General features: G+C 71.2%; 24 protein-coding genes and 2 riboswitches. Of the genes, 10 read left to right on the top strand and 14 right to left on the bottom strand.

From position 1 onward, the window contains the following. Positions 1-14: 14 nt before the first annotated feature. The 6 genes from ACTOWY_RS12690 to ACTOWY_RS12665 form a co-directional block, all read right to left on the bottom strand. Positions 15-890, bottom strand: coding sequence for an ornithine cyclodeaminase family protein (locus ACTOWY_RS12690; RefSeq protein ID WP_441309791.1), 876 nt, complete (start codon positions 888-890; stop codon positions 15-17). A gap of 87 nt (positions 891-977) precedes the next feature. Next, the gene (locus tag ACTOWY_RS12685) at positions 978-2,033 is read right to left on the bottom strand and encodes an SIS domain-containing protein (RefSeq protein WP_441309790.1); all 1,056 of its coding nucleotides are present in this window, start codon (positions 2,031-2,033) and stop codon (positions 978-980) included. Then, positions 2,030-3,481, bottom strand: a complete 1,452-nt coding sequence (locus tag ACTOWY_RS12680; RefSeq protein ID WP_441309789.1) for a glycoside hydrolase family 3 N-terminal domain-containing protein — start codon at positions 3,479-3,481, stop codon at positions 2,030-2,032. Before ACTOWY_RS12680 ends, ACTOWY_RS12685 begins: the two co-directional genes overlap by 4 nt. 6 nt (positions 3,482-3,487) lie before the next feature. Further along, positions 3,488-4,321 carry a carbohydrate ABC transporter permease gene (locus ACTOWY_RS12675; protein WP_441309788.1) on the bottom strand — a complete coding sequence of 278 codons (834 nt, stop codon included), beginning with the start codon at positions 4,319-4,321 and terminating at the stop codon, positions 3,488-3,490. Next, a complete protein-coding gene (locus tag ACTOWY_RS12670; RefSeq protein ID WP_441309787.1) occupies positions 4,318-5,301 on the bottom strand; it encodes a carbohydrate ABC transporter permease in 984 nt (327 codons plus the stop codon). The genes ACTOWY_RS12675 and ACTOWY_RS12670 overlap by 4 nt, the downstream gene beginning before the upstream one ends. A gap of 4 nt (positions 5,302-5,305) precedes the next feature. Further along, complete coding sequence (locus tag ACTOWY_RS12665; protein ID WP_441309786.1) at positions 5,306-6,586, bottom strand: extracellular solute-binding protein; 1,281 nt, start codon at positions 6,584-6,586, stop codon at positions 5,306-5,308. A gap of 225 nt (positions 6,587-6,811) precedes the next feature. Here ACTOWY_RS12665 and ACTOWY_RS12660 point away from each other — a divergent pair, with 225 nt between their 5' ends. The 5 genes from ACTOWY_RS12660 to ACTOWY_RS12640 all read left to right on the top strand — a co-directional run bounded on the left by ACTOWY_RS12660 (position 6,812) and on the right by ACTOWY_RS12640 (position 13,000). Then, positions 6,812-7,564 carry a GntR family transcriptional regulator gene (locus tag ACTOWY_RS12660; RefSeq protein WP_185001392.1) on the top strand — a complete coding sequence of 251 codons (753 nt, stop codon included), beginning with the start codon at positions 6,812-6,814 and terminating at the stop codon, positions 7,562-7,564. A gap of 44 nt (positions 7,565-7,608) precedes the next feature. After that, entirely contained in the window at positions 7,609-9,075 is a 1,467-nt protein-coding gene (locus ACTOWY_RS12655) for a DHA2 family efflux MFS transporter permease subunit (RefSeq protein WP_441309785.1), read from the top strand. A gap of 124 nt (positions 9,076-9,199) precedes the next feature. Beyond that, on the top strand, positions 9,200-10,129 hold the full coding sequence (locus tag ACTOWY_RS12650; RefSeq protein WP_441309784.1) for a hypothetical protein: 930 nt from the start codon (positions 9,200-9,202) through the stop codon (positions 10,127-10,129). A gap of 356 nt (positions 10,130-10,485) precedes the next feature. Continuing rightward, positions 10,486-11,610: a S1 family peptidase gene (locus ACTOWY_RS12645; RefSeq protein ID WP_441309783.1), complete on the top strand. Its 1,125-nt coding sequence runs from the start codon at positions 10,486-10,488 to the stop codon at positions 11,608-11,610. A 238-nt stretch (positions 11,611-11,848) separates the two neighbouring features. Next, on the top strand, positions 11,849-13,000 hold the full coding sequence (locus tag ACTOWY_RS12640; RefSeq protein WP_441309782.1) for a S1 family peptidase: 1,152 nt from the start codon (positions 11,849-11,851) through the stop codon (positions 12,998-13,000). 109 nt (positions 13,001-13,109) lie between these two features. On the opposite strand, the gene thiE is transcribed toward ACTOWY_RS12640, so the two are convergent. Further along, on the bottom strand, positions 13,110-13,763 hold the full coding sequence (gene thiE, locus ACTOWY_RS12635; protein WP_441309781.1) for a thiamine phosphate synthase: 654 nt from the start codon (positions 13,761-13,763) through the stop codon (positions 13,110-13,112). Positions 13,764-13,808: 45 nt separating this feature from the next. Further along, positions 13,809-13,920: riboswitch (TPP riboswitch) on the top strand. On the opposite strand from thiE, the gene thiO reads away from it, so the two are divergent. The 3 genes from thiO (at position 13,915) to ACTOWY_RS12620 (ending at position 15,974) form a co-directional block, all read left to right on the top strand. Then, on the top strand, positions 13,915-15,015 hold the full coding sequence (thiO, locus tag ACTOWY_RS12630) for a glycine oxidase ThiO (protein ID WP_441309780.1): 1,101 nt from the start codon (positions 13,915-13,917) through the stop codon (positions 15,013-15,015). (Overlaps the previous riboswitch by 6 nt.) Continuing rightward, positions 15,012-15,212: a sulfur carrier protein ThiS gene (thiS, locus tag ACTOWY_RS12625; protein ID WP_185001399.1), complete on the top strand. Its 201-nt coding sequence runs from the start codon at positions 15,012-15,014 to the stop codon at positions 15,210-15,212. The genes thiO and thiS overlap by 4 nt, the downstream gene beginning before the upstream one ends. Continuing rightward, positions 15,213-15,974, top strand: coding sequence for a thiazole synthase (locus ACTOWY_RS12620; protein ID WP_441309779.1), 762 nt, complete (start codon positions 15,213-15,215; stop codon positions 15,972-15,974). Between the two features lie 224 nt (positions 15,975-16,198). Here ACTOWY_RS12620 and thiD read toward each other — a convergent pair whose 3' ends face one another. From thiD to ACTOWY_RS12600, 4 genes are all read right to left on the bottom strand, one after another. Beyond that, positions 16,199-17,047, bottom strand: a complete 849-nt coding sequence (gene thiD, locus ACTOWY_RS12615; protein ID WP_441309778.1) for a bifunctional hydroxymethylpyrimidine kinase/phosphomethylpyrimidine kinase — start codon at positions 17,045-17,047, stop codon at positions 16,199-16,201. Next, the gene (thiC, locus tag ACTOWY_RS12610) at positions 17,044-18,696 is read right to left on the bottom strand and encodes a phosphomethylpyrimidine synthase ThiC (protein ID WP_441309777.1); all 1,653 of its coding nucleotides are present in this window, start codon (positions 18,694-18,696) and stop codon (positions 17,044-17,046) included. The genes thiD and thiC overlap by 4 nt, the downstream gene beginning before the upstream one ends. After that, positions 18,688-18,819: riboswitch (TPP riboswitch) on the bottom strand. (Overlaps the previous gene by 9 nt.) Positions 18,820-18,843: 24 nt before the next feature. Next, positions 18,844-19,857, bottom strand: a complete 1,014-nt coding sequence (locus tag ACTOWY_RS12605; RefSeq protein ID WP_441309776.1) for a hypothetical protein — start codon at positions 19,855-19,857, stop codon at positions 18,844-18,846. A gap of 36 nt (positions 19,858-19,893) precedes the next feature. Further along, on the bottom strand, positions 19,894-20,466 hold the full coding sequence (locus ACTOWY_RS12600) for a peptide deformylase (protein WP_441309775.1): 573 nt from the start codon (positions 20,464-20,466) through the stop codon (positions 19,894-19,896). Positions 20,467-20,599: 133 nt separating this feature from the next. Between ACTOWY_RS12600 and ACTOWY_RS12595 the strand changes: the two genes are divergently transcribed. Beyond that, a complete protein-coding gene (locus ACTOWY_RS12595) occupies positions 20,600-20,932 on the top strand; it encodes a DUF3263 domain-containing protein (protein ID WP_441309774.1) in 333 nt (110 codons plus the stop codon). Between the two features lie 46 nt (positions 20,933-20,978). Next, complete coding sequence (locus tag ACTOWY_RS12590; protein WP_441309773.1) at positions 20,979-21,617, top strand: LytR C-terminal domain-containing protein; 639 nt, start codon at positions 20,979-20,981, stop codon at positions 21,615-21,617. A 15-nt stretch (positions 21,618-21,632) separates the two neighbouring features. Here the strand turns inward: ACTOWY_RS12590 and ACTOWY_RS12585 are convergent, their stop codons facing one another. Genes ACTOWY_RS12585 through ACTOWY_RS12575 form a run of 3 tightly spaced genes read right to left on the bottom strand, consistent with a single transcriptional unit; the run spans position 21,633 to position 25,555 of the window. After that, positions 21,633-23,855 carry an AAA family ATPase gene (locus ACTOWY_RS12585; protein ID WP_441309772.1) on the bottom strand — a complete coding sequence of 741 codons (2,223 nt, stop codon included), beginning with the start codon at positions 23,853-23,855 and terminating at the stop codon, positions 21,633-21,635. Between the two features lie 10 nt (positions 23,856-23,865). Then, positions 23,866-24,840, bottom strand: a complete 975-nt coding sequence (gene pssA, locus ACTOWY_RS12580) for a CDP-diacylglycerol--serine O-phosphatidyltransferase (RefSeq protein ID WP_441309771.1) — start codon at positions 24,838-24,840, stop codon at positions 23,866-23,868. Between the two features lies 1 nt (position 24,841). Continuing rightward, positions 24,842-25,555, bottom strand: coding sequence for a phosphatidylserine decarboxylase (locus ACTOWY_RS12575; protein WP_441309770.1), 714 nt, complete (start codon positions 25,553-25,555; stop codon positions 24,842-24,844). Between the last annotated feature and the right edge of the window lie 33 nt (positions 25,556-25,588).

Here is a 25,588-nt window from a genome sequence, read left to right as displayed (position 1 = left end):
TGGGGCGGATTCGCTCACTTCAGCAATCGGGCCAGCAGGAACGGCTCCGTCCCCGCCAGTCCCACCGAGGCGTACAGCGTGACGTCCTTCGCCGCCCGCCGCCCCGCCCGAGCCCCACTCGCCACCGCCCCCAGCGACACCACCTCCCGCCCGGCCAGCACCGCCGCGGGCCGGTACCCGTCGAGCTGCGCGATCGAGTCGGTGAAGATCCCGGCCGCCCGCTCCGGCAGATCCGGCCCGAACTCCGCCCGCCCGGTCTGCTTCGGTCCCACGGTCGTCACCGCCGTCCCCGGCGAGATCCACCCGGCCGCCAGCACCGGCTCCCCGGCCGAGGTCGCCAGCACCACGATGTCCCGTTCCGCCACCGCCGCCCGCACCGAGTCCACCGCCACCGCGGGCACGCCCAGTTCGGCGGTGATCCGCTCGGCGAAAGTCCGCCGCCGCACCGGATCCCGGCTGAACACCCGCACTTCGGCCAGTGGCCGCACCGCACTGATCGCCCAGATCTGCGTCCACGCCTGCGATCCCGTGCCCACCAGCCCCACGGTCCGCGCCTCCGGGCGGGCCAGCAGATCCATCGCCAGCCCGCCCAGCGCCCCGGTCCGGTGATTGCCGAGTTCCCGTCCCACCGCCAGGCCCAGCAACTCCCCGGACGGCTCGGCGTGCACCGCGACGACCTGGGGGCCGTCCAGATGTGTGGCGTAGGAACGGTAGCCGTACCAGTGACCGGCCAGCCTGCCCGCGGTGAAGGTCTGCACGTCGGCGTGGATCCGGGGCGGGGCAACGAGTTCGCCGCGTTCGGCGGCCAGCACCGCGGCATGCATGGCGGCCACGGCGAGGGCGGGGGAGAGGCGGGACAGCACGGCGGCGTCGTCCAGGACGGTGGTCATGGTGGTGATGCTGCCGCCTCCAGTGTGCTGGAGGTCAAACGCGAACGCGGCGCACCCCGAGCCGGGACGCGCCGCGTTCGTGGGTGTTCAGCGGGTCTTGGTGACCTTGTTCAACCCACGCGGGTTGTCCGGATCCCCGCCCCGCGCCAGCGCCAGACCCAGCGCCAGTCGCTGCACCGGCAGGATCTCCAGCACCGGGGACAGCTCCTCCGCCGTGGCCGGCACGCCGATCCGGAACGCCGCCGCGACCTCATCCGCCGCGGAGCCGACCGCGCAGATGTCCGCGCCCCGGCCCTGCACGACCTCCAGCACCTCGCGCATGGCCGCGCCGCCCTTGCCCGCGCTGGTGATGGCCAGTACCGCGGTTTCGCTGTCCACCGCGGCGACCGGGCCGTGCAGCAGGTCGGCGCCGCTGTAGGCCCTGGCGGAGAGGTAACTGGTCTCGGCCAGTTTCAGGGCGGCCTCGGCGGCGGTGGCCGAGGAGTAGCCGCGGCCGGTGGTGACCACCCGGTTGGCGAAGCGGTAGCGCTGCACGGCTTCGGCGACCGCGGGCTCGGCCAGGGCCAGTGCCGAGTCGGCCAGGTCGCCGATGTTGACCGCGTGTTCGGCGTTGCCGCCGCGGACGGCGTCGATGAGCAGGTACAGGGCGAGCAGGGTGGCGCTGTAGGTCTTGGTGGCGGCCACCGCCAGTTCCTTGCCAGCGCCGATGTCCACCGACAGTTCGGTGACCTGGTTCAGCGGGGAGTCCGGGGTGTTGGTGACGCCCACGGTGAGCGCGCCCCGCTTCCGGGCCGACTCAGTGGCCTCGACCAGGTCGGGGGAGCCGCCGCTCTGGCTCACCGACACCCACAGCACGTCGGTGAGGTCGGGCTGGGCGCCGTAGAGCGTGGTGGTGGACGGGGACACCAGGCCTGCCGGGAGCTGCAGCAGCACCTCGGTGAGGTACTTGGCGTAGAGCGCGCCGTGGTCGCTGGAGCCGCGCGCGGCGAAGAGCACGAACCGCGGGCGGCGGCGCTCGATCTGCGCGGCCACCGCGGCGATCTCGGCCCGGTGGGCCAGCAGACCGCGGAACACCCCGGGCTGGGCCGCGATCTCGGCGGCCATGTGCGCGCCGGGCACGGTCTCGGCCGTAGTCGATGTCATCGCCTGTCCTCCCTCGCCGTGTGATCGGCGAGCAGTTCGGCGGCGGCGCGCAGGCACACGAACGCGCTGCCGTGGGTGTCGATACGGGCGACACTGCCCAGGTCGGGACCTGGCACGCCGGTTTCGACATGCACTAGGTCTAGACCAATGCTAACAAGTTCGACGACGAGTCGCCGCACTTCAGAGTGCCGGTGCGCGTCTCTGGTGACAACAACCACCGGGGAACCATTCACTGAATCGAGGATTTCCTGCTTGCCCTCCGGCCCGCGGCGCAGCACCCGGGTGCCCGGCAGCAGCTCGCTCAGGTGCGGACCGAGGCCCCAGGGCACCGCGCCGACCGCGATGCTCGGGTCCACCTCCAGGTCCACCACCAGCGGCGGACCGGTCAGCTTGAGGTCGCCGCGGACCTCGATCGCCCGCCGGGCGGCACGCAGGCCCAGGTCGCTGTCCGGGACCGGACCACCGGTGACCGGGCCGCCGAGCGAGGCCGCCAGCGCCGCCGCCTCGGTGAGCCGTTCCTCGCTGAGCCGTCCACTGTGGACCGCGGCCACGATCGCCTCGGCCAGCCGGTCCACCACCTCGGCGTCGGCCAGCTCGCCGCCGATGCAGAGCAGGTCCGCGCCCGCGCGCAGCGCCTGCACCGCGCCGTCGCTGAGCCCGGCGGTGCCGGCCACCGCGTTCATCTCCAGGGCGTCGGTGACCACCGCGCCGGTGAAGCCCAGCTCGCCGCGCAGCACCTCGGTCACCGCGTACCGGTTCAGCGTGGCCGGCAGTTCGCCCCAGCCGGGCACCACCAGGTGACCGGTCATCACCGAGCGCACCCCGGCCGCGATCGCGGCCCGGAACGGCACCAGTTCGACCGCGCGCAGCTGCTCCTCGGTCCGCGGCAGCACCGGCAGCTCCCGGTGCGAGTCCGCGGTGGCGGCGCCGTGCCCTGGGAAGTGCTTGGCGCAGGCGGCCACCCCGGCCTCCTGGATGCCCGCGATGAACGCGGCCACCTGCCCGGCCGCGGCCACCGGCTCGCTGCCGAAGGCACGCACGCCGATGATCGGATCCTGCGCGGCCAGGGTCAGATCCGCGCACGGCGCCAGGTCCAGGGTCACCCCGCAGGCGGCCAGCCTGGCGCCCAGTGCCGCGCCGACCTCCCTGGTCAGCGCCAGATCGCCGATGGCGCCCAGCGCGTGCGGACCCGGCAGCGCCGAACCACGCGCGGCGTCCAGCCGGGTCACATCGCCGCTCTCCTCGTCGATGGCCACCACCAGCTCGGGCCGTTCGGCCCGCAGCTGCGCGGTCAGCGCGCCCACCTGCTCGTCGTCGAGGACGTTGCGCCCGAACAGCAGCACGCCGCCGAGGCCGTCAGCGACCCGGCGGCGTACCCAGTCCGGCGCGCTCGTCCCGACGAAACCCGGCAGCAGCACGGCGTCGGCCAAGCGTCGCAGACCATCCACTGTGGACTATCCCTTCACGGCGCCGGCGGTGTTCCCGGCGACCAGGTTGCGCTGGACGATCAGGAAGTAGATGAGCACGGGCAGCGCGAAGACCACCGAGGCGGCCATGGTGCCGCCCCAGTCGGTGCCGAAGACCGTGCTGAACGTGGACAGCCACACCGGCAGCGTCTGGTTGCTCTGGTCCCGCATCAGCACCAGGGCGAAGAGGAACTCGTTCCAGGCGGTGATGAAGGAGAACACCGAGGTGCTCACCAGCGCCGGGCCCAGCAGTGGCAGGGTGACCCGGCGGAAGGCGCCCCAGCGGGAGCAGCCGTCCACCATGGCCGCCTCCTCCAGGTCGACCGGGATGCCGTTGACGAACCCGCGCAGCGTCCAGATGGTGAACGGCAGCGTGGTGGCCACGTTGACCAGCAGCAGCGCGGGCAGCATGTTGAGCAGGCCGACATCGCGCATCAGCAGGTACATCGGGATCAGCAGCGCCTCCAGCGGCGCCAGCTGAGCCACCAGCACCAGCAGCACGAACCCGCGCCTGCCCTGGAAACGCAGCCGGGACAATGGGATCGCGGCCAGGATGCCCGCGGCCACCGCGCACAGCATGGCGCCGACCGCCACGATCAGGCTGTTGGTCAGGAAGTTGGTGAAGCCCGGCCTGGTCACCGCGGTGACGAAGTTGTCGAAGGTGATCGAGGTCGGGAACAGGTCGTACTCGGTGGTCAGGTTCGAGTTCGTCGGCCGCAGGGATGAGTTGAGCATCCAGTAGGTCGGGAAGAAGAACAGCCCGGCCAGCAGCAGCGCGACCGCGGTGAGCAGCGTCCGCTGCGCACGGTTCTTGGTCCTCACAGCGCACCCTCCTGACGCCGGATGAGCAGTCGCATGTACTGCCCGACCAGCAGGGCCAGCACCAGGATCATCAGCACCGCGACCGCGGCGGCCACGCCGAAGTGGCTGCCGGAGATGCCCTTGATGTACTGCAGCACCGACAACGTGGTGCTCTCCCCGTCCGGGCCGCCCTGCCGGATCGCCCACACCTGGGTGAAGACCTTGAAGTCCCACAGGATCGACTGGAAGGTGGCCAGGCCGACCATCGGCGCCAGCGCGGGCCAGGTGACCGCGCGGAAGCCCTGCCAGCCCGAGGCGCCGTCGATGCCTGCCGCCTCGTACAGGTCGCCGGGCACCGAGAGCAGGCCCGCGTACAGGGTGAAGGCGACGAACGGCACCGCCTGCCAGACGATCAGCAGCCCGATCACGGTCAGCGTGGAGGCCCCGGTGGAGAACCAGGAGAAGCCCTGGAAGGAGTCGAAACCGAACAGCACCAGGGTTTTGTTCAGGATGCCGAAGTTCTGGTCGAAGATCCACTGGAACACCGTGGTGGCGGCCAGGATGGGCATCGCCCAGGCCAGCACCAGGCTGATCTGCAGCACCAGCCGGACCACCGGCCCGATCTGGCGCATCAGCAGCGCGATCAGCAGGCCGACCCCGACGGTGGCCGCCACGCAGGCCGCGGTGAACAACACCGTGCGCAGGGTGATCACCCAGAACTCGGGGTCGCCGAGGATCTCCGCGTAGTTGTCGAAGCCGTTCCAGACGATCTCGCCACGGACCAGTTCGCCGAGGTCGAGCTTGCGGAAGCTGATCAGGATGACCTGGATCGCCGGCCAGCCCAGCAGGGCCAGCAGGGCGATGATCGCGGGCGCGATCAGCAGGTAGGGCAACAGGATGTCGCCGAGAGGTCGCCGGCGCGCGCGCCGACCGGGTCCAGCCGCAGACGGTGCCGGCGGGGTCGCCCCCGCCGGCACCGTGGTGTCCACTGTCGCGGTCATCGAGCTACTTGCCCGCGAGCGCCTGCTGGATCGCCGTGTTCGCGTCCGAGGTGGCCTGGTCCAGGCTCTTCACCCCGGTCAGGTACGCGGTCAGCATGGTCTTGATCGGGTTGGCGCCCGCCTCGACCGAACCCCAGTTCGGGCTGGCAGGCACGGCCTTGCCGGAGAGCGCGCCCTTGGCCATGGCGGCCGAGACCGGGTCCTTGTCCAGCGCGCTGGTGTTCTTGGACGAGCCGGGGATCATGCCAGCCCCGACCAGCAGCTGCTGGTACTTCTCGGTGGCCAGCAGCTTCAGGTAGTCCTTGGCCAGGTCGGCGTTCTTGCTGCCGGCCGGGACGGCCAGGTTGGACCCGCCCTGGAACACCGGCGCGGTGCTGCCGGCCTTCTTGCCAGGGATGGCGAAACCGCTGGTCAGGTTCTTGATCTCGGGGTTCTCCTTGGCCGCGGTCGCGACCTCCCACGGCAGGCCGACGATCATGCCGACCTTGCCCTTGCCGAACACACCGGCCTGCGGGGGCTTCTCCTCGTCGGCGTCCTTGGGCGCCTTGGTGCCGGAGACCTCCACCAGCTTCTTGTAGAACTCCAGCCCGGCCTTGGCCTCGGGGGTGTTCAGCGTGGCGGTGAACTTGGTGCCGTCCTGCTTGGCCACGTCACCGCCCTCGTCCCAGATGAAGGACAGCAGGGTGTACCAGTTCTGCCCGGCCAGGTAGAGCGGCTGGAACTCCGGGTCGTCCTTGTTCGACGCCTTGAGCTTCTCGATCGCGCTCAGCCACTCGGCCTGCGAGGACGGCGGCGAGGTGATGCCCGCCTTCTCGAAGAGGTCCTTGCGGAAGAGCACCAGCCGGTTGGCCGCGTAGAACGGCACCGCGTACTGCTTGCCGTCCCAGGTGCCGGAGGCCTTCAGGCCCGCGCCCCAGTTCGCCCCGCCCAGGTCCGCGGAGTTCGCGGTCAGGTCGGTGAGCACCTTCTGCTCGGCGAACTTCGGGGACTGGGTGTTGCCGATCTCCAGCACGTCCGGCGGAGTGGTGCCTGCCAGGGCCGTGTTCAGCTTGTCCTGGATGCCGGTCCACTGCTGGATCTCGTACTTGACCTTGACGCCCGGATGGGCCGCCTCGAACTCCTTGTGCAGCTCATCCGTCATGGCTGTCGGCGCGGAGCCGCTCATCAGCCATACGACGAGTTCCTTGCTACCCCCCTGGCCCGAGTTGCCACCCGAACCGGCACAACCAGACACCGTGAGTGCCGCTGCCACAGCACTCACAGCTACCTTTGTCCAGCGCTTCACCATCGCCGCCCTTCTGAGCCCGGCCGTACCGTGTCACGCTGGCCGGGCGCGCTGAAGTGGTGTAGACCAATGCGCTGAAGAGTGGTCCGGACCACATGTCCTGTCAAGACAGTTGCCAAGACGTTGTAAAGACGTTCCGAGGGCTGGGCGGCCTCGTTATCCGGGCTAAGGGCATGCTTGGAGCACTAGGAAAGGTATGGGGGCGCCAATGCCGAGGAGGAGGACATGCTGGACGTGACGTCGGCTGAGGCGGGCGTGAACCCGCGCACCCAGCGGGAGCCGAAGTACTGGGGTCTGAAGCGACACCTGCTCGATCTGCTGCGGTCGCTGCCGCCGGGTTCGCCGATCCCGACGGAGCGCTCGCTGGCCGCGGACTTCGACGTGTCCCGCACGACGGTTCGGCAAGCGCTTGCCGAGCTGACCGTGGAGGGCAGGCTGCTCCGGGTGCAGGGTAAAGGCACCTTCGCGGCCGCGCCCAAGGTCGCGCAACGACTGCAACTCAGCTCGTACACCGAGGACATGCGGGCCCAGGGCCGCCAGCCGGCCTCCAGGTTGCTGGAGGCCAGCGAACAGCCAGCCGAGGCCGAACTGGCCCGGATGCTGGGTGTGCGGCCGGGGGCCAAGGTGCTCCGGCTGCGCCGGTTGCGGCTGGCCGATGGCGAGCCGATGGCCATCGAGCTGACCCATCTCGCACTGGGCCGGTTCCGCGGGCTGCGGCGCTACATCGGCGCAGGTGGCTCGCTGTACCAGGTGCTGCGCGAGCGGTTCGGGGTGGAGATGGGGCACGCGGACGAGACCATCGAGACCGCGCTGGCCACCCCGGAGGAGGCGGAGCTGCTCGGCGCCGACATCGGCCTGCCGATGCTGCTGCTGTCCCGGCACTCCTTCGACACCGACAACAAGCCGGTGGAGTGGGTGCGGTCGATCTACCGGGGCGACCGGTACAAGTTCGTCGCCCGTTTGAACCCTCCCGGCTGAGCCGGGGCCGGCATTGTGCGTTTCAGGGCCACCGCGGGCGCACAATGCCGGGCATGGAATGGAACAGCAGGCAGGCCCGCGCTGTCCTGGCCACCACCATCCTCGGCTCGGGGATGGCGATGCTGGACGGCACCATCGTCAACGTGGCCCTGCCCGCGATCGGTCGCGAGTTCGGGGCCTCGGTGTCCGGGCTGCAGTGGATCCTGGACGGCTACCTGCTCGCGCTGGCCGCGCTGATCCTCATCGCCGGCGCGCTCGGCGACCGCTACGGCCGCCGCCGGGTGTTCCTGATCGGGGTGGTCTGGTTCGGGCTGGCCTCGCTGCTGTGCGGGGTCGCGGTCAACACCGAGCTGCTGGTGCTGGCCAGGGTGTTGCAGGGGGTCGGGGGAGCGCTGCTCACGCCCGGTTCGCTGGCCATCCTGCAGGCCAGTTTCCCGCGTGAGCTGCGGGCGCGGGCGATCGGCGCCTGGTCCGGGCTGGGCGGGCTGGCCGCGGTGTTCGGACCGCTGCTGGGCGGGCTGCTGGTGCAGGCCGGGTCCTGGCGGCTGGCCTTCCTGATCAACCTGCCACTGGCCGCGGCCTGCGTCTGGCTGGCGATCAAGTACGTGCCCGAGACCTCCTCGGGTGAACACGAACGGGTGGACTTCCTCGGCTCGGCCATGGGCGCGCTCGGCCTGGCCGGGATCACCGCGGCCCTGGTGGAGGGCCCGTCCAGGGGCCTGGCGGATCCGCTGGTGCTCGGCTGCCTGATCATCGGCCTGACCGGGATGACGATCTTCGTGCTGCTGCAGGTCCGCGGCAGGCACCCGCTGGTCCCGCCCGCGATGTTCGCCAACCGGACGTTCGTGCTGGCCAACGGCCTGACCTTCCTGGTCTACGCGGCACTGGGCGGGGTGATGATGCTGCTGGTGCTCCAGCTCCAGGTCTCCCTCGGCTACAGCCCGACCGCCGCCGGCCTGGCCGGACTGCCCATCTCGCTGATCATGCTGCTCTTCTCCGCCCGCTCCGGCAGGCTGGCCCAGCGCCTCGGCCCACGCCTGCAACTGATCATCGGACCGCTGCTGGTCGCGGCGGGCATCCTGCTGTTGCGGCTGGTCGTGCCGGGTGCGAGCTACGTGTTCGGGGTGCTGCCCGGGGTGCTGCTCTTCGGCGCCGGGCTGGCCCTGGCGGTGGCCCCGGTGACCGCGACCGTGCTGGCCGCCGCGCCGGACGCGCACGCCGGGGCGGCCTCCGGGGTGAACAACGCGGTGGCCCGCACCGGCGGCCTGCTCGCGGTGGCGGTGCTGCCCGCGCTGGCCGGGCTGCACGGCGCGGAGTACGCCGATCCGGCCGCGCTCACCGCTGGCTGGCAGATCGCGCTGCTGGTCTGCGCCGGACTGTGCGCGGCTGGCGGGCTGTTCGCCATCGGCATCGACAACCGGGTACTCGCCGAGGAGAAGCCCGCGGACTGCCTCAGTTGCGGGGTGGACGCTCCGCCAACGCATGCCAACACCGCGTCACAAAACGCGTGATTCTACTGTGGACTGTCCATTGAGGACAGTGTGTCGGTCCTCACCATGTGGCAACCCAAGGAGTGTCCGGTCCGTCGTCAACGTTGGCAGGAAGTAACCGGGAAGAGCTAGGCGCAAGGGAAAGATGAGCGGCGAGGAGAAGCGGAACCGTCCGGATGTCACCTTCACCCAGGTGATCGCAGGCGCGCTCGCGGCGGTGACCGCGGCGGCGGCGGGCGCACAACTCGGGGTGGCGGGAACCATCATCGGGGCCGCGGTGGCCAGTGTGGTGAGCACCGTGGGCAGTGCGCTGTACCAGCACTCCCTGGAACGCAGCCGGGCCGCGGCCAAGGCCCTGCGCACCGCCGCCGCACCCACCGCGCTGGCCACCGCGGCACTGGCCGCGCAGGCCGCCGAGCGGACCGACCGGGAGGGCCCGGCGGAGGCCGGGAAGTCCGGCCCGGACGCCCCGGCCAAGCCCGGCTCCGGCGCGCCGACCGCACTCCCGGCCAAGCCTGGCCCGGACGCGGAGACCGTCCTGCTGGCCAAGTCCGGCCCGCACGCCGAGACCGTGCGCCTGGCCAAGCCCGACCCCGCCGCGGACGCCGAGACCGTGGTCCTGCGCAAGCCCGACTCCGCCGCAGACGAGCGCGAAGCCGCGCCCGAGCCGCAGCGGCGGCCCTGGTACCGGCGCTGGCAGCTGGTGGCCGCGGTGACCGCGCTGGTCTTCGCCCTGGGCATGGGCGCGGTGCTGGCCATCGAGCTGGCCACCGGCGCGCCGCTGTCCGGCAAGGACAACGGCGGCCGGACCACCGTCGGCGAGCTGTTCGGACCGGGTGACCGGAAATCGACCCCGACCCCGGGCAACCCAACACCGTCCAGTTCCGTCTCCACTACCGAGAGCACCACGACGCCCGAGGCTCCGACCAGCTCCAGCCAGGTTCCGCCGACCAGCACCTCCGCCCCGCCGCCGAGCACGACGTCCGGCTCTCCCCCCACGACGACCTCGCCTCCGCCGCCGAGCAGCGCGGCGCGCTCGACCACGGGCACGCAGCCCACGCAGACCACGCCCTGATCATCCGTTGGTCAGAACGGCCCAGTCTCGTTACTGCATGTCGCCCACTACCGAGGTCGTGATGTGACACGACACGCCCACGTATGGCCCAGAGCCGACACGTGTTCCTCCTTTCGGCGGATGCCTCGGGTAGGTCTGTGTCTTTAACGTCCCCCAAAAGTGATTCGCGATGACGCACAGTCACTAATGGTCACTGGCGGAGAGGACGGTCCGATGGACCACTCGTTCCCGGTCATGCAACCGATGGCGTCCCGCCGGTGGCCCCACGTTCGTTGAGTTCGACCCCCCACGGGCCGTCGCCCCTGTACCCCCTGCCTGCGACGGCCCGGTGTCTCACCAACACGAGAGGGCTACGAATGAAGATCGCAGTCGCAGCACGCGCCGCCGGCGTGGCGTTGCTGGCCACCGGAGCGGTCGTCGTGGGCACCCTGCCCGCCGCGGCGGAGGGTTTCGCCTCCCCCGAGATGCTGCAGGCCATGCAGCGTGACCTTGGTCTGACCGCCGAGCAGGCGGCCGACCGGGTGAGCAGTGAGAACAAGGCAGCGCAGATCGAGAACTCGGTGCGCGAGGCCGTCGGCGCCGCCTTCGCCGGCGCGCACTTCGACGCGGGCAGCGCCAAGCTGGTGGTCAGCGTGACCGATGCGGCCAAGGCCGCCGCGGTCGAGGCCGCTGGCGCCACCGCCAAGGTCGTCTCCCGCGGCGTGGCCGCCCTGGACGGCGTGAAGTCCGCGCTGGACGCGGCCGAGGCCAAGGCCCCGGCCGGGGTGACCGGCTGGTACGTCGACGTCAAGAGCAACAACGTGGTGGTCAACGTGCAGCCCGGTGCGGCAGCGGCCGCCCGTGCGCACCTGGCCACCCTGCCGGACGCCTCCGCGATCAAGGTCGTGGAGACCGAGGAGGCCCCGGTCCCGCTCTATGACGTGCGCGGTGGCGACGCGTACTACATGGGCGGCGGCCGCTGCTCGATCGGCTTCTCGGTGCAGGGCGGCTTCGTCACCGCCGGGCACTGCGGCCGGACGGGCACCGCGACCCAGGGCTTCAACCGGGTCGCCCAGGGCACCTTCCGCGGCTCGACCTTCCCTGGCAACGGCGACTTCGGCTGGGTGGCCACCAACGCGAACTGGACCCCGCGGGGCGTGGTGAACCGCTACAGCGGCTCTACCACCGTCCGGGTGACCGGCTCGGCCGAGTCCGCGGTCGGCGCGTCGATCTGCCGCTCCGGCTCCACCACCGGCTGGCGCTGCGGCACCGTCCAGGCCAAGAACCAGACGGTGCGCTACCCACAGGGCGCGGTGACCGGCATGACCCGCACCAACGCCTGCGCTGAGCCGGGTGACTCCGGTGGCTCCTGGCTGACCGGCACCAACGCCCAGGGTGTGACCTCGGGTGGGTCCGGCAACTGCTCCTCCGGCGGCACCACCTTCTTCCAGCCGGTGAACGAGATCCTCAGCGCGTACGGGCTCCGGCTCGTCACGAGCTGACCGTAAGGGTGAGGTGGGCCGGCGCCCTGCAAGCCGGCCCACTCGCACCCGCCGGAAGGCGCCCGCGGGATCCCTGCCCCGCGGGCGCCTTTCACTTCGAATTCTTCGAATCACGTTCGTTTGACCCTGGGCAAACTCACAATCCGTCGCTAGCTTTCCCCCGTCTGGCCTAGTGAGGTGGCCCGATAGAGGGAAGGGCGTTCGGATGAAGCGACGTTCCGTCACTGGTCTTGCTGCGGTGGCACTGCTAGCCGGTGGCCTGCTCACGATCGGTGCGCAGTCCGCCTCGGCCCTGCCCGGCGGCCTGACCGCGGCGATGGGCCGCGATCTCGGCCTCAGCCCCGCGCAGGCGAGCGAGCGCCTGCACCGGGAGCGGCTGGCCGAGCGGATCGCCGCCGGACTCCGGGACCGCCTCGGCGCCCGTTTCGCCGGCTCCTGGTTCGATCCGGGCACCGGCGCCGCGGTCATCGGCGTGACCGAACCCTCCGCACTGGCCGCCGTGCGCGCCACCGGCGCCGCCGCTCGCCTGCACACCCACTCGCTGGCCGACCTGGACGCGGCCAAGGCCGCCCTGGACACCCGGCAGGCCCCGCGCGAGGTCACCAGCTTCTACGTGGACGAGCCCGGCAACCGGCTCGTGATCACCACGACTCCCGGCGGCCGGGCCGCCGCCGAGCGCTTCGCCTCGGGCACGCAGGGGGTGCGGGTGGTGGAGAGTTCCGCCGCGGCCACCCCGACCGGCGATCTCGCCGGCGGCGGCGCGATCTACATGAGCGGTGCGGCCGGTGGCCGCTGCTCGGCCGGGTTCACCGCGACCAGCGCCGACGGCCAGCCCCGGCTGCTCACCGCCGGGCACTGCGCGGACGGCGGCAGCCTGGTCAACGCGCTGGGCAACGTCAAGATCGGCGACTTCAGCCGGGTCAACTGGAAGGACCAGAACGACTTCGCCGAGGTGACCGTGGACCCGGCGGCGGGCTGGACGCTGCTGCCCCAGGTCAGCACGCACGACGGCGGCGCGGTGACGATCAAGGGATCCACCGAGGCCGCGGTGGGCGCGAGCCTGTGCAAATCCGGCTCCACCACCAGGTGGACCTGCGGCGTGGTCACCGCGCGCAATGTCACGGTGAAGTACGGTCAGATCGACGGCTCCGCGATCACGGTGCGCGGCCTGGTGCAGCACAACGCCTGCGTGGAACCGGGCGACTCCGGCGGTTCCACCGTCTCCGGCGACCAGGCCCAGGGCATCACCAGCGGCGCCAAGCTCTACGACGCCAACGGCGACGGCCGCAACGACAGCTGCCTGGCCAAGCGCGGCGAGGAATCAGTGTCCTGGCACCAGCCGGTCAACGAGGCGCTCAAGGTCTACCGGCTGACCCTGGCCACCGGCTGAGGCTTCCCGGCGCGCGGTGTGTTGTCAGCCCCCCGACCGCACCGCACCGGGTTGGTAAGACGACAGCGGCGTTCCCGCCTTTCCCGGCGGGAACGCCGCGGTCGTCAGGTCAGCCGAGCCGGGCCTTCAACCGGGCCGCGGCGGCCGCCGGGTCCGCGGCCTCGGTGAGCACCCGGACCACCACGATCCGGTCCGCCCCGGCGGCCAGTACCTCGGGCAGCCGGGTCTCGTCGATGCCGCCGATGGCGAACCAGGGCCGGTCGTGCCGGGCGGCCGCGGTGTGCCGCACCAGGTCCAGGCCGGGCGCGGGGCGACCGGGTTTGGTCGGGGTCGGCCAGCACGGGCCGGTGCAGAAGTAGTCCACGCCCGGCTCGATCGCCGCGGCGTCGGACTGCGCGTTGTCGTGGGTGGAGCGGCCGATCACCACCTGCTCGCCGACGATCCGCCTGGCCAGTGGCACCGGCAGGTCGTCCTGACCCAGGTGCAGCACATCTGCGCCGGCGGCCAGCGCGACATCGGCGCGGTCGTTCACCGCGAGCAGCACGTCGTGCTTGGCGCAGGCCGCCGCGAAGACCTCCAGCAGCCGCAGCTCCTCGGCGGCCTCCAGGCCCTTCTCCCGCAACTGCACGATGTCCACGCCGCCGGCCAGCGCGGCGTCCAGGAAGGCCGGCAGGTCGCCGCGTTCGCGACGGCCGTCGGTGCACAGGTACAGCCGCGCCGCGCGCAGCCGCTGGCGAATCTGATCTCCGTCGAGTCCGGGCACGGTAAGCGAGCCTATGCGCCCCCAGTCCCGGCTGCTACGGTGGAATTCGGTCCGCACGGGAGCCCGGGAGAGCACTGGGCTGAGAGGGAGTCTGCTGACTCCGACCGTCGAACCTGATCCGGGTCATGCCGGCGCAGGGAGCGTGAGATTCGTGTCGAAGGCAGTCGTCGTCGTGGGTGGCGGCGTTATCGGTCTGTCCATTGCCTGGCGAGCCGCCGCGGCCGGATTCCGGGTCCGGGTGGTCGATCCGGCTCCGGGTTCCGGCTCGTCCTGGGTGGCGGGCGGCATGCTCGCCCCGGTCACCGAGGCCTGGCCGGGGGAGGAGGACGTGCTCGCCCTGGGCGCGGCCTCACTGCGCCGCTGGCCGGAATTCGCCGCCCGGCTACAAGCCGAGGCGGGCCGCGATCCCGGCTTGCACACCGCGGGCACCCTGGCCGTTGGGGTGGACGCGGCCGACCGGGACGAGCTGTCCCGGCTGGCCGGATACCTGACCTCGCTGGGCCGGGAGGTGCACCAGCTCACCGGCCGGGAACTGCGCAGGCTGGAGCCCGCACTCGGCCCGGCCGTCCGCGGTGGCCTCAACGTGCCCGGCGACCTGTCCGTGGACAACCGGCTGTTCCTGGCCGCGCTCCGGGCCGCCTGCGCGGCCAACGGGGTCGAGTTCATCGCGGTGGCAGCGGCGGAGACCTTGCCCGGCAAGGTGCTGCTGGACAACGGGTCCATTTTGGACAGTGAGGTGACGGTGCTCGCCGCCGGAGCCTGGAGCGCCCGGCTCTACCCGGGCCTGGCGGGCCTGATCCGCCCGGTCAAGGGCGAGATCCTGCGGCTGCGGCACCGCCGTGGCGCGCTGCCGCCGCCCACTCGCACCGTACGCGGCTCGGTGCGCGGCAAGCCGATCTACCTGGTTCCCCGGCCGGACAACGGTCTGGTGCTCGGCGCGACCCAGTACGAGGCCGGGTTCGACACCGATGTGGTGGCCGGTGGCGTGCGCGATCTGTTGCTGCACGCCGAGGAACTCATGCCATCGATCGCCGAGTACGCCCTGGTCGAGACCGCCGCGGGCCTGCGTCCGGGCAGCATGGACAACCTGCCGTTGCTGGGCTGGCTGGAACCCGGCCTGCTGGTGGCGGCCGGACACCACCGCAACGGCGTGCTGCTCGCCCCGGTCACCGCCGAGGTCGTGCTGGACCTGTTGGCGGGCAAGGAGATCACCCCCGAAGCGAAAGCAGCCGACCCCGGGAGGAGCAGATGAAGGTACGGGTCAACGGCAACGACCATCAGCTGGCCGAGAGTGCCACGGTGGCCGAGGTGCTGACCCTGCTGGCCGCACCCAGCACGGGCATCGCGGTCGCCCTCGACGGCGCCGTGGTGCCCCGCGCGAGCTGGGCGGAGACCAGGTTGCGCGAGGGTTCGGTCGTGGAAGTGCTCACTGCGGTACAGGGAGGTTGAGTGGACGGCCAGCTGGTGATCGCCGAACACGAGTTCGGCTCAAGACTGGTGATGGGCACCGGCGGCGCGCAGAACCTGTCCATCCTGGAGCAGGCCCTGGTGACCTCCGGCACGGAGCTGACCACGGTGGCCATGCGCAGGCTGGACAGCGAGGGCGGCACCGGCGTGCTGGAGTTGTTGCGGCGCCTGGGCATCCGGCCGCTGCCCAACACCGCGGGCTGCAAGAGCGCGGCCGAGGCGGTGCTCACCGCGCGGTTGGCCAGGGAAGCCCTGGAGACCCGCTGGGTCAAGGTCGAGGTGGTCGCCGACGACCAGACCCTGCTGCCCGACCCGATCGAACTGCTGGATGCCTGCGAGCAACTCGTGGCCGACGGCTTCATCGTGTTGCCCTACACCAACGACGACCCGGTGCTGGCCCGCAAACTCGAGGACATCGGCTGCGCGGCCGTGATGCCGCTGGGCTCCCCGATCGGCACCGGCCTGGGCATCCGCAACCCGCACAACATCGAACTGATCGTCTCCAGGGCGAGCGTGCCGGTGATCCTGGACGCCGGGATCGGCACCGCCTCCGACGCCGCACTGGCCATGGAACTGGGCTGCTCCGCGGTCCTGCTGGCCACCGCGGTCAACCGCGCCCAGCGCCCGGAGTTGATGGCCGCGGCCATGCGCGCCGCGGTCGAGGGCGGTCGGCTGGCCCGGCGGGCCGGCCGTATCCCACAGCGATTCTGGGCACACGCCTCCAGTCCGGTCCAGGAGTCCTGAGTCCGCACCAACGGGGAAGACGACGGTCGGCTGTCACATTGGCGCGCTCCGCGCGCGGGATTTTTCGCTCCCCAAGTCGCCTCGCCGTGCATCCGCCCCACGCGAAGCAAGCTTCGGATGGGTCGGACGCACGGCAAGGCGACGCGAAAAATCAACCCCGCCGCTGGCGAACTGCTCGCCGTGTCGCTGGCGCGCCACGCCTTTTCGCAACAAGTGGGCTCTGGTCAGACCTCGTCGATGTCCTTGATCCGCCACAGTCCGGACACCGGTCCGACGCCCCCGCCGAGCGGGTAGGACTGCCGGACCGCTTCCCGCACATAGCGTTTGCCGAAGCGCACCGCCTCCACCAGGTCCCAGCCCTTGGCCAGTGCCGAGGTGATCGCCGAGGCCAGGGTGTCGCCACCGCCGTGGGTGTGCACGGTGTCGTAACGCGGACCGGGCAGCTCCAGGAACGTCTGCCCGTCGTACAACAGGTCCACGCACTGCGGATCGCCGCTGAGGTGGCCGCTCTTGATGAGTGTCCACTGTGGACCATAGGCGTGCATGGCCACCGCGGCGTCCCTGAGCTGGTCCCGGTGCTGGACGTCGATCCCGGTCAGCAGCCGCACCTCGTCCAGGTTCGGCGTCACCAGCGTGGCCCGCGGGAACAGCTCCCGCTTGAACGCCTCCAGCGCGTTGTCCCGCAACAGCGGATCGCCGTGCATGGAGGCGGCCACCGGGTCGACCACGAACGGCGAGCGGCCATCCCGGCCGATGCCGGCCTTGTCAACGGCCTTGGCGATGGCGGTGATGATCTCCGCGTTGGCCAGCATGCCCGTTTTCGCCGCCTGCACACCGATATCGGTGGCCACCACCTCGATCTGGGCGGCCACCGTCTCCGGCGGGATCTCCACGATCCCGGTCACCCCGAGCGAGTTCTGCACGGTGATCGCGGTGATCGCGGTCATGCCGTGCACCCCGCACCCGAGGAAGGTGCGCAGATCGGCCTGGAGTCCGGCCCCGCCACCGGAATCCGAACCGGCGATGGTCAGTGCCCGGGGCGGGGTCGGCGCTCCTGCGTGCTGATCCGTCAACGGTCCACCACAGGCAGGTAGACCTTGTTGCCCTGCTCGGAAAACTCGCCCGATTTCTCCTGCATACCCGCCTCGATCGCCTCCACAGAGGAAAGTCCGTGCTCCTCAGCGTACTTGCGCACGTCCTGGGTGATCTTCATGGAGCAGAACTTCGGCCCGCACATCGAGCAGAAGTGCGCGGTCTTGGCCGGTTCGGCCGGCAGCGTCTCGTCGTGGAAGGAGCGGGCGGTGTCCGGGTCAAGCGACAGGTTGAACTGGTCCACCCAGCGGAACTCGAAGCGCGCCTGGGACAGCGCGTCATCGCGTTCCTGCGCCCGCGGATGCCCCTTGGCCAGGTCGGCCGAGTGCGCGGCGATCTTGTAGGTGATCACGCCGACCTTCACATCGTCCCGGTTGGGCAGGCCGAGGTGCTCCTTGGGCGTGACGTAGCAGAGCATCGCGGTGCCGTGCCAGGCGATCTGCGCCGCGCCGATGGCCGAGGTGATGTGGTCGTAGCCGGGCGCGATGTCGGTGGCCAGCGGGCCGAGGGTGTAGAACGGCGCCTCACCGCACAGCTCCTCCTCCAGCCGCACGTTCTCCTTGATCTTGTGCATCGGCACGTGACCAGGGCCCTCGATCATCACCTGCACATCGAGCGCGCGGGCGATGTGGGTCAGCTCGCCCAGCGTCTTCAGCTCGGCGAACTGGGCCTCGTCGTTGGCGTCGGCGATCGAACCGGGCCGCAGGCCGTCACCAAGGGAGAAGGTGACGTCGTAGCCGCGCAGGATCTCGCACAGCTCCTCGTAGTGGGTGTAGAGGAAGCTCTCCTTGTGGTGCGCCAGGCACCAGGCGGCCATGATCGACCCGCCGCGGGAGACGATGCCGGTGACCCGCTTGGCGGTCAGCGGCACGTAGCGCAGCAACACGCCCGCGTGCACGGTCATGTAGTCCACGCCCTGCTCGCACTGCTCGATCACGGTGTCCCGGTAGACCTCCCAGGACAGCTTGGCCGGATCCCCGTCGACCTTCTCCAGTGCCTGGTAGATCGGCACCGTGCCGATCGGCACCGGCGAGTTGCGGATGATCCACTCACGGGTCTCGTGGATCCGCTTGCCGGTGGAGAGGTCCATCACCGTGTCGGCGCCCCAGCGGGTCGCCCACACCATCTTCTCCACCTCGTCCTCGATGGAGGAGGACACGGCCGAGTTGCCGATATTGGCGTTGATCTTCACCAGGAACTTCTTCCCGATGATCATCGGCTCCGCCTCGGGGTGGCACCGGTTGAGCGGGATGACCGCCCGGCCGATGGCGACCTCGCTGCGCACCAGTTCCACATCAACGCCCTCGCGCACGGCGATGTAGCGCATCTCCGGGGTGATGATGCCCGCCTTGGCGTAGGCGAGCTGGGACACCGCGCCGTTGACCGGCTCCCGCCCGGCCACCCAGTCCGCGCGCAGCTTCGGCAGTCCGCTGTGCACGTCGATGGCGGCCGTGCTGTCGGTGTACGGGCCGGAGGTGTCGTACACGTCGAGGTGTTCGCCGTTGGTCAGGCCCACGCGCCGGAACGGCACCTGGAGCCCCTCCGGTCCCTCGATGTAGACCTTGCTCGACCCCTCGATCGGGCCGGTGGTGACGGTCGGACGGACATTCCGATCGGCAAGTGCCGTCATGGCAAAGCTCCCTACGCCGGCATTACCCGGTCAGGTTCAGGCGGTCGACAGCCCCAGGGTCGAAAAGCCGACACCTAGCTGCCCTCTCAGCCCGTTTCGGTACGAGCTCCCGCGTGTTTTGTTGTGGTGGTGGACCGCACGGGCCCTCTAGGCACCATAGTGAGCGATCGGCGTGCTGACCACACCGCTCGCCGGGTGAAATGTGCGCAGGGTCCCCTCGACCAGCTCGGCGAACCCGCCGGTCGCCGGGTTGTGCGCGGTGGGCCGGATACCCTCCACCAGTCCGATCCGCCGCCCACTCGCCGGATCCCAGGTCTCCAGCCCCCCGGCCCCGCTGACGTGCAATTTCCCCTGGTAGGCCCACATCGGCCCGTCCAGTCCGCGCAGCTCGCCGGTCTTCTCACCGGAGGGCGCGTCGTACAGCTCGGTGGCGGCCGCGGTGCCCGCGACGGTGAGCCGTTGCAGCGCAACGGTGTTGTCGTCCAGCCAGGTCACCGGCATGTCCCACATGCCGTCGGCGCTGTCCAGCCCGCGGTACCGCTCGGGCGCGTGCGTGTGCCCACCCAGCCAGGCCGTCACATCGATCAGCGCGGGCAGCGGGAACGGGTGCCACACCCAGCCGTTGGTCAACAGCCACCGCCCGGACGGACTGGGATGCAGCGACCCGTGGAAATCGCTGATGTGGTTCTCCGGCTCGGGCCCGTCCCGCGGCCACTCGGTGGTGATCTCACGCCCGGTCAGCAACTCACCCCCGGGCAGCGCGAAGGCGTCCACCCGGTTCCAGTCGGTCTGCGCGATCAGCGTGTTGTCCGGCAGGAAGGCGACCCCGTACGGCACGGTGAAGACGTCCCAGCCATCGTCGCGGTACAACGGGAACACCTCGTGACCCGCCGCCAGATCCACCAGCGACCCGTGCCACCCGTAGTCGTCGGTCACCGCCGCGAACCGGCCATCCGCCGAGGTGTGCAACCCGAAGCCCCGCCGCCGGCCCATCCAGACCTCGGGCTCCGTCGCGTACTCCCAGGACACGAAGTCGGCGACCACCTCCGCCGCGCCGGTCTCGCGCAGCCGGACCAGGTGGTCGTTGGCCTCGTTGATGGTCAGCCAGCCATCCGGCAATGGCGCCAGTCGCCGGTGGGTGTGCCGGATCGGGTAGTCCACCAGGTCATAGTCCCGTGGCGGGCCAGCGAATATTCGTCAGTGGCCGAAGGGGTCCTCGACCTCGCCCGGCATCCAGCTCAGCCCGTCCACGCCCCAGCCGTTGGCCTTGAGGGCCTTCTTCGCGGCGCGCTTGTGCCGGCCGGTCAGCCGGTCCAGGTACAGGTAGCCGTCCAGATGGTCGGTTTCGTGCTGGAGGCAGCGGGCGAAGAAGCCCTTGCCCTCGACCTCGATCGGGTTGCCGTCGCCGTCGAATCCGGTGACCTTGGCCCAGTCGGCGCGGCCGGTGGGGAAGGCCTCGCCGGGGGCCGACAGGCAGCCCTCGATGTCCTCTTCCTCATCGGGCATGCCCTCGGGGATCTCGCTGGTCTCCAGCACCGGGTTGACCACGACGCCCTTGAACCAGTTGCCCTCGTCGTCGTGGCAGTTGTAGACGAACAGGCGCTGGTCGACCCCGATCTGGTTGGCCGCGAGACCGACGCCGTTGGAGGCGGCCATGGTCTCGTACAGGTCGGCGATCAGGGTGCGCAGCGCGTCGTCGAACTGCTCGACTGGGCGCGTCGGGTTGTGCAGCACGGGGTTACCGGCGATGACGATGGGGTGCACGGCCATGCCGGAAAGCCTATCGGCGTGTCGGCCGGACGCGCCGGGCTGTGCCCCAGCCTGTGTCAGGGTTACGTGGTGTAATGAGTTAACCGGAAATGACAGCCGTGGGATTCGCTGATCGGTGAGTGCGAGGAGCCGGATGGACGCCGCAGAGGTCAGGGCGCGGTCCTGTGACCAGGACAACGACCCGGCGGCGAAGGCCGGGCGGCCGCCTGCCGACGGGCTGACCGAGCGGGACCACGAAGTGCTCGCCTTCGAGCGGCAGTGGTGGAAGTACGCGGGCGCCAAGGAACAGGCCATCCACGAGATCTTCGACATGTCCGCCACCCGTTACTACCAGGTGCTCAACGCGCTGATCGACAAACCGGCGGCGCTGGCGGCCGACCCGATGCTGATCAAGCGCCTGCGCCGGTTGCGCGCCAGCAGGCAGCGCACCAGAGCCGCTCGGCGGCTGGGCATCGAACCGATCTGACAGTTCTTTCCGCCACTGCTGAAGTCAGCGTTCTCGGAGGCAATGCATGAGCTCGGTGGAGCCGTCCAGCGCATCCCGCCCACTGCGGGTCGCGGGGCTGGCGGCCCTAGGCGTCGCGGCGGTGGCACTTGTGCTGGGCGTGGTGACCCTGTTCGCCAACGGCTCCGAGGATCCGCAGAACGGCGCCCAACCCGGGCCGTCCAGCACCACCTCGGCCGACCCCGCACAGCCGACCACCAGCAGTGAACCGGTGCCGCCGACCAGCACCTCCGCTGAGCCGCCGCCCACCACGACACCCAGCAGCGAGCCGCCGCCCAGCACCTCGGCCCAGCCGCCGCCGGTGACCAGCGCGCAGCCGCCGCCCGCCCAGCCGAAGGCCGCGGTCCGGGTCTACAACAACTCCAACATCAAGAACCTGGCCGATCACGCCGCCACGGACCTGCGGAACGCGGGCTACCCGGTCGAGGAGGTCGGCAACTACTCCTCCGGGATCATCCCGACCACCACGGTCTACTACCGGCCAGGCACCGACGAGGAAGCCGCGGCCAAGGCGCTGGCCAGGAACTTCGGCATCCGGGCCGAGGCGCGTTTCGAGGGCCTCAAGGACGCCAAGCCGGGCCTGATCATGATCGTGACCAGGGAGTACAAGGCAGGCAGCGGCAAGGACGGCGGCAACAGCAAGTAGCCGCCGCCCGGTGGCTCAGCCGCCCTGGCGATGCCGGTCGGCGTAGGCGGCCAGGTTGGCCAGCTGGACCGGGTCCAGGGACGGGCGGACCGCCTTGCGTGCGCTGTCCAGGTGTGCCGGGGTGACCTCGGCGGCGTCCAGGGACTCGCGCATCGCGGTCAGCGCGGCCTCCCTGATCAGCGCGGCGCAGTCGGCGGCGGAGTAGCCGTCGAGTTCCAGGGCCAGTGCGGTCAGGTCGACCTCGGCGGTCAGCGGGGTGTGCCGGGCCGCGGACTTGAGGATCTCGGTGCGCGCCTGCGCGTCCGGCGGCGGCACGTAGACCAGGCGCTCCAGCCGTCCGGGCCGCAGCAGGGCCGGGTCGACGAGTTCGGGCCGGTTGGTGGCGCCGATGATCACCACGTCGTTGAGCGGTTCGACCCCGTCGAGTTCGGTGAGCAGCGCGGCCACCACCCGGTCGCCGACCCCGGAGTCCGAGGACTGGCCGCGGCGCGGGGCGAGCGCGTCCACCTCGTCCAGGAACAGCAGGGTGGGCGCGGCGTCGGCGGCCCGGCGGAACAATTCGCGGACCGCGCGCTCGGATTCGCCGACCCACTTGTCCATCAGCTCGGCGCCCTTGACCGACATGACGTTGACCCGCCCTGACCCGGCCAGCGCGCGCACCAGGAAGGTCTTGCCACACCCTGGCGGCCCGTAGAGCAGCACGCCGCGCGGGGGCTGCACGCCGAGCCGGGCGAAGGAGTCCGGGTACTGCAACGGCCACAGCACCGATTCGGTGAGGGCCTGCTTGACCTCGGTCATGTCGCCGACGTCGTCCAGGGTCAGCCCGCCGGTCGCGAGGGCGTCGGAGGCGGACATGGAGATCGGCCGCACGGCCTGCGCCGCGCCGAGCAGATCCTCCTGGCCGATCCGCGGTTCGGCGGTCTCCCGCTGCCGCAGCGCGGCCCGGACCGCGGCGTCCCGGCGCAGCGCGACCAGGTCGGCGACCACAAAACCGGGGGTGCGTTCGGCGACCACGGACAGGTCGACGCCGTCTTGGAGGGGGGCCTCGCGGAGCAGCACGCGCAGCAGTTCGGTGCGGGTGCGGGCATCCGGCGGCGGCACGGTCAGCTCGCGGTCGACCAGGTCGGGATCGCGCAGCTTGGGGTGGGTGCCCTCGGGAGATGCGGTGGTGGCCACGATGGCCAGGCCGGGGGTGTCCACCGCGGCGTGCAGCGCGTCGAGGACCACGGTGGCCAGCGGCGGCGGGTCGTTGGCCGGCAGCAGCGCCTCGATGTCGGCGATGAGCAGCACGCACGGGGTGCTGCGCCGGGCCTTGGCCACCGCGGCGCTGATCGCGTCGTGCGCGCGCTGACTGGCCGCGGCGGGTTCCAGGGCGGCGGCGCTGGGCGCGATCAGTTCGATCACCTCGGCCTCCACCGCGGCGGCCACCGAGCGCACCAGGGTGGACTTGCCGACCCCTTCCGGCCCGCTGACCAGCACGCCGAGCCTGGCGGACGCGCCGAGCCTGGCGAGCAGTTCGGGGCGGCGGAAGGAGAGTTCGAGCCATTCGGTGAGCCGCCGGGCCGCGTCCTGCGCGCCCACCAGATCGGCCACCGGCACCGGCGGCGCGGCGGGCATGGGCGGCGCGATGGCCACCGGCGCGGGCAGCGTGGGCCGGGCGGCGGCGGGTGGTTCGCCGGTGCGGGCGCCGTCCCGCCAGCTGACCACGGTGGAGGGCTGCACCGCGACCACGCCGCCGGGTTCGGTGGCGGTGATGGTGAGCAGTTCGTTGGTCCAGGTCAGCCCGATCGCCAGGGACAGCTTCCGCCGGGCGGTGCTGACATCGGCTTCGGGCGGCGGGGCCAGGTCCTGGGGCAGCAGGGACACCGCGTCACCGGTGGTGATGACCTTGCCGATCAGCGCCAGCCGCACCGTCTCCGGCGACACCCCGGTGCTGGCCAGCCGGGACCCGGACACGGTGACCGCGCGGGCCGCGGCCACCTGCACCGGCGCCACCACCACCTCCGAGCCCTCGGTCAGGCCCAGGTTGGACATGGTGATGTCGTCGGTGAGCAGCACGCCGGTGGGCACGCCCGCATCGGCGGCCGCGGCCAGCGCCGCGGTCACCCTGGTGCCGGTGAGCCGGACCGCGTCCCAGGCCCGCAGCCCGAGCGCGTCCAGCACCTCCGGGTGCAGGCGCACCACGCCACGGCGGGTGTCCAGGGCAGACGGGGAGTGCCGAACGGTCAGCGTGATCACGCCGCCGAGCCTAGTCGGGCCGCGAGTCCCGGCGTCGGCGTTCGGTGCGGCGCAACCCGAGCTGTCGCCAGTTGCCACGCTGCCCGTCCGGGGGATCCGGGGTCACCAGCAGATCGCCGTCGGCGTTGCGCCTGCCGCGCCGGACCGCCTTGGCCGCGGCGCCCGCCACCCGGCGGCGCAGCGGTGGGCGCAGGCCCAGCCGCCGGGTGCTGCGCCGGATCGCCCGCCGCTCCTTGGCCGGGACGTCCCAGGCCTCGGGGTGACCGGCCAGCCAGTGGTAGCGGTAGATCGCGTACGGCACGTGCGCCAGGTACACGATCGCGGCCACCGCGAGCAGCAGGAACGGGTAGTTGATCACGATCGCGGCGGCGATGCAGACCAGCGCCAGCAGCGGCGCGATGGCCTTCGGCGAGACCTTGACCGTCTTCAGCGACAGCGTGGGCACCCGGCTGATCAGCAGGCCCGCGATGAAGACCATCCAGATGTAGAGCGCGACCGGATGGGTCCACCAGCCCTTGTAGGTCTCCAGCGAGACCACCAGCGGCAGCATCGCCACCAGCGCGCCGGCCGGGGCGGGCACGCCGACGAAGAACTCCTTGGTGAACGGTGGCTGCTCGGTGTCATCCAGCAGGGTGTTGAACCTGGCCAGCCGCAGCACCATGCACACCACGTAGACCAGGGCCGCGGTCCAGCCGGTCGGGTTGCCCTCGAAGCCCCAGACGAAGAGCACCAGCGCGGGCGCGACGCCGAAGGAGATGGCGTCGGCCAGCGAGTCCAGCTCGGCGCCCATCTTGGAGGTGGCGTCCAGCATCCGGGCCAGCCGACCGTCCAGGCTGTCCAGGATCGCGGCCGCGCCGATGGCGATCACCGCGAAGTGGAACTGCTTCTGCAGGGCGAACTGCACCGCGGACAGGCCTGCGCACAGCGCGAGCACGGTGATCGCGTTGGGTAGCAGCCGCACTCCGGGTGCGGTGCGCGCGGGCATCTCAGGCGCCCGCGGGAAGTTCGGCCAGCACCGTCTCCCCGCCAATGGTGCGCTGGCCCTGGGCGATGAGCACCTTGCTGCCCTTGGGCAGGTAGACATCCACCCGGGAGCCGAACCGGATCAGGCCGTAGGTCTGGCCGGCCTCGACCCGCTGACCCGCGTTGACCTGGCACAGGATCCGGCGCGCGACCAGCCCGGCGATCTGCACCACCACGACCTCGGCGCCGGCGTCGGTGCGGATCAGCAGCGAGTTGCGCTCGTTGTCCTCGCTGGCCTTGTCCAGGTCGGCGGAGAGGAACTTGCCGGGCCGGTAGGCCACCTGCCGGATCTCGCCTGCCACCGGCGCGCGCTGCACGTGCACGTCGAAGACGGACAGGAACACGCTGACCCGCTGCACCGGCTCGCTGCCCCAGTCCAGCTCGGCGGGCGGCACCGCGGTGTCGACCAGGTACACGGTGCCGTCCGCGGCCGCGGTGACCACGTCGGTGCGGGCCGGGGCGACCCGCTTGGGCTCGCGGAAGAACCAGGCCACCCAGGCTGTGACGATCATGCCGAGCACCCCCGCCTTGCGGGAGAACCGGCGCAGCAGCAGCGAGGCGAGGAACGCCCCGGCCACGAACGGCCTGCCACCCGGGTGCATCGGCGGGACCGTGCTCTTGGCCAGATCAAGGAAGTGGGCGATCGTGCCGGAGCGGGGTCGCGAATCGTCAGTCATCGGTGTCGGCTCGTCCTGGTGTCGGTGGCGTGG

The organism is Crossiella sp. CA198 (assembly GCF_052078295.1).
Lineage (GTDB): Bacteria > Actinomycetota > Actinomycetes > Mycobacteriales > Pseudonocardiaceae > Crossiella.
This window is presented reverse-complemented; position numbering and strand designations above follow the sequence as displayed.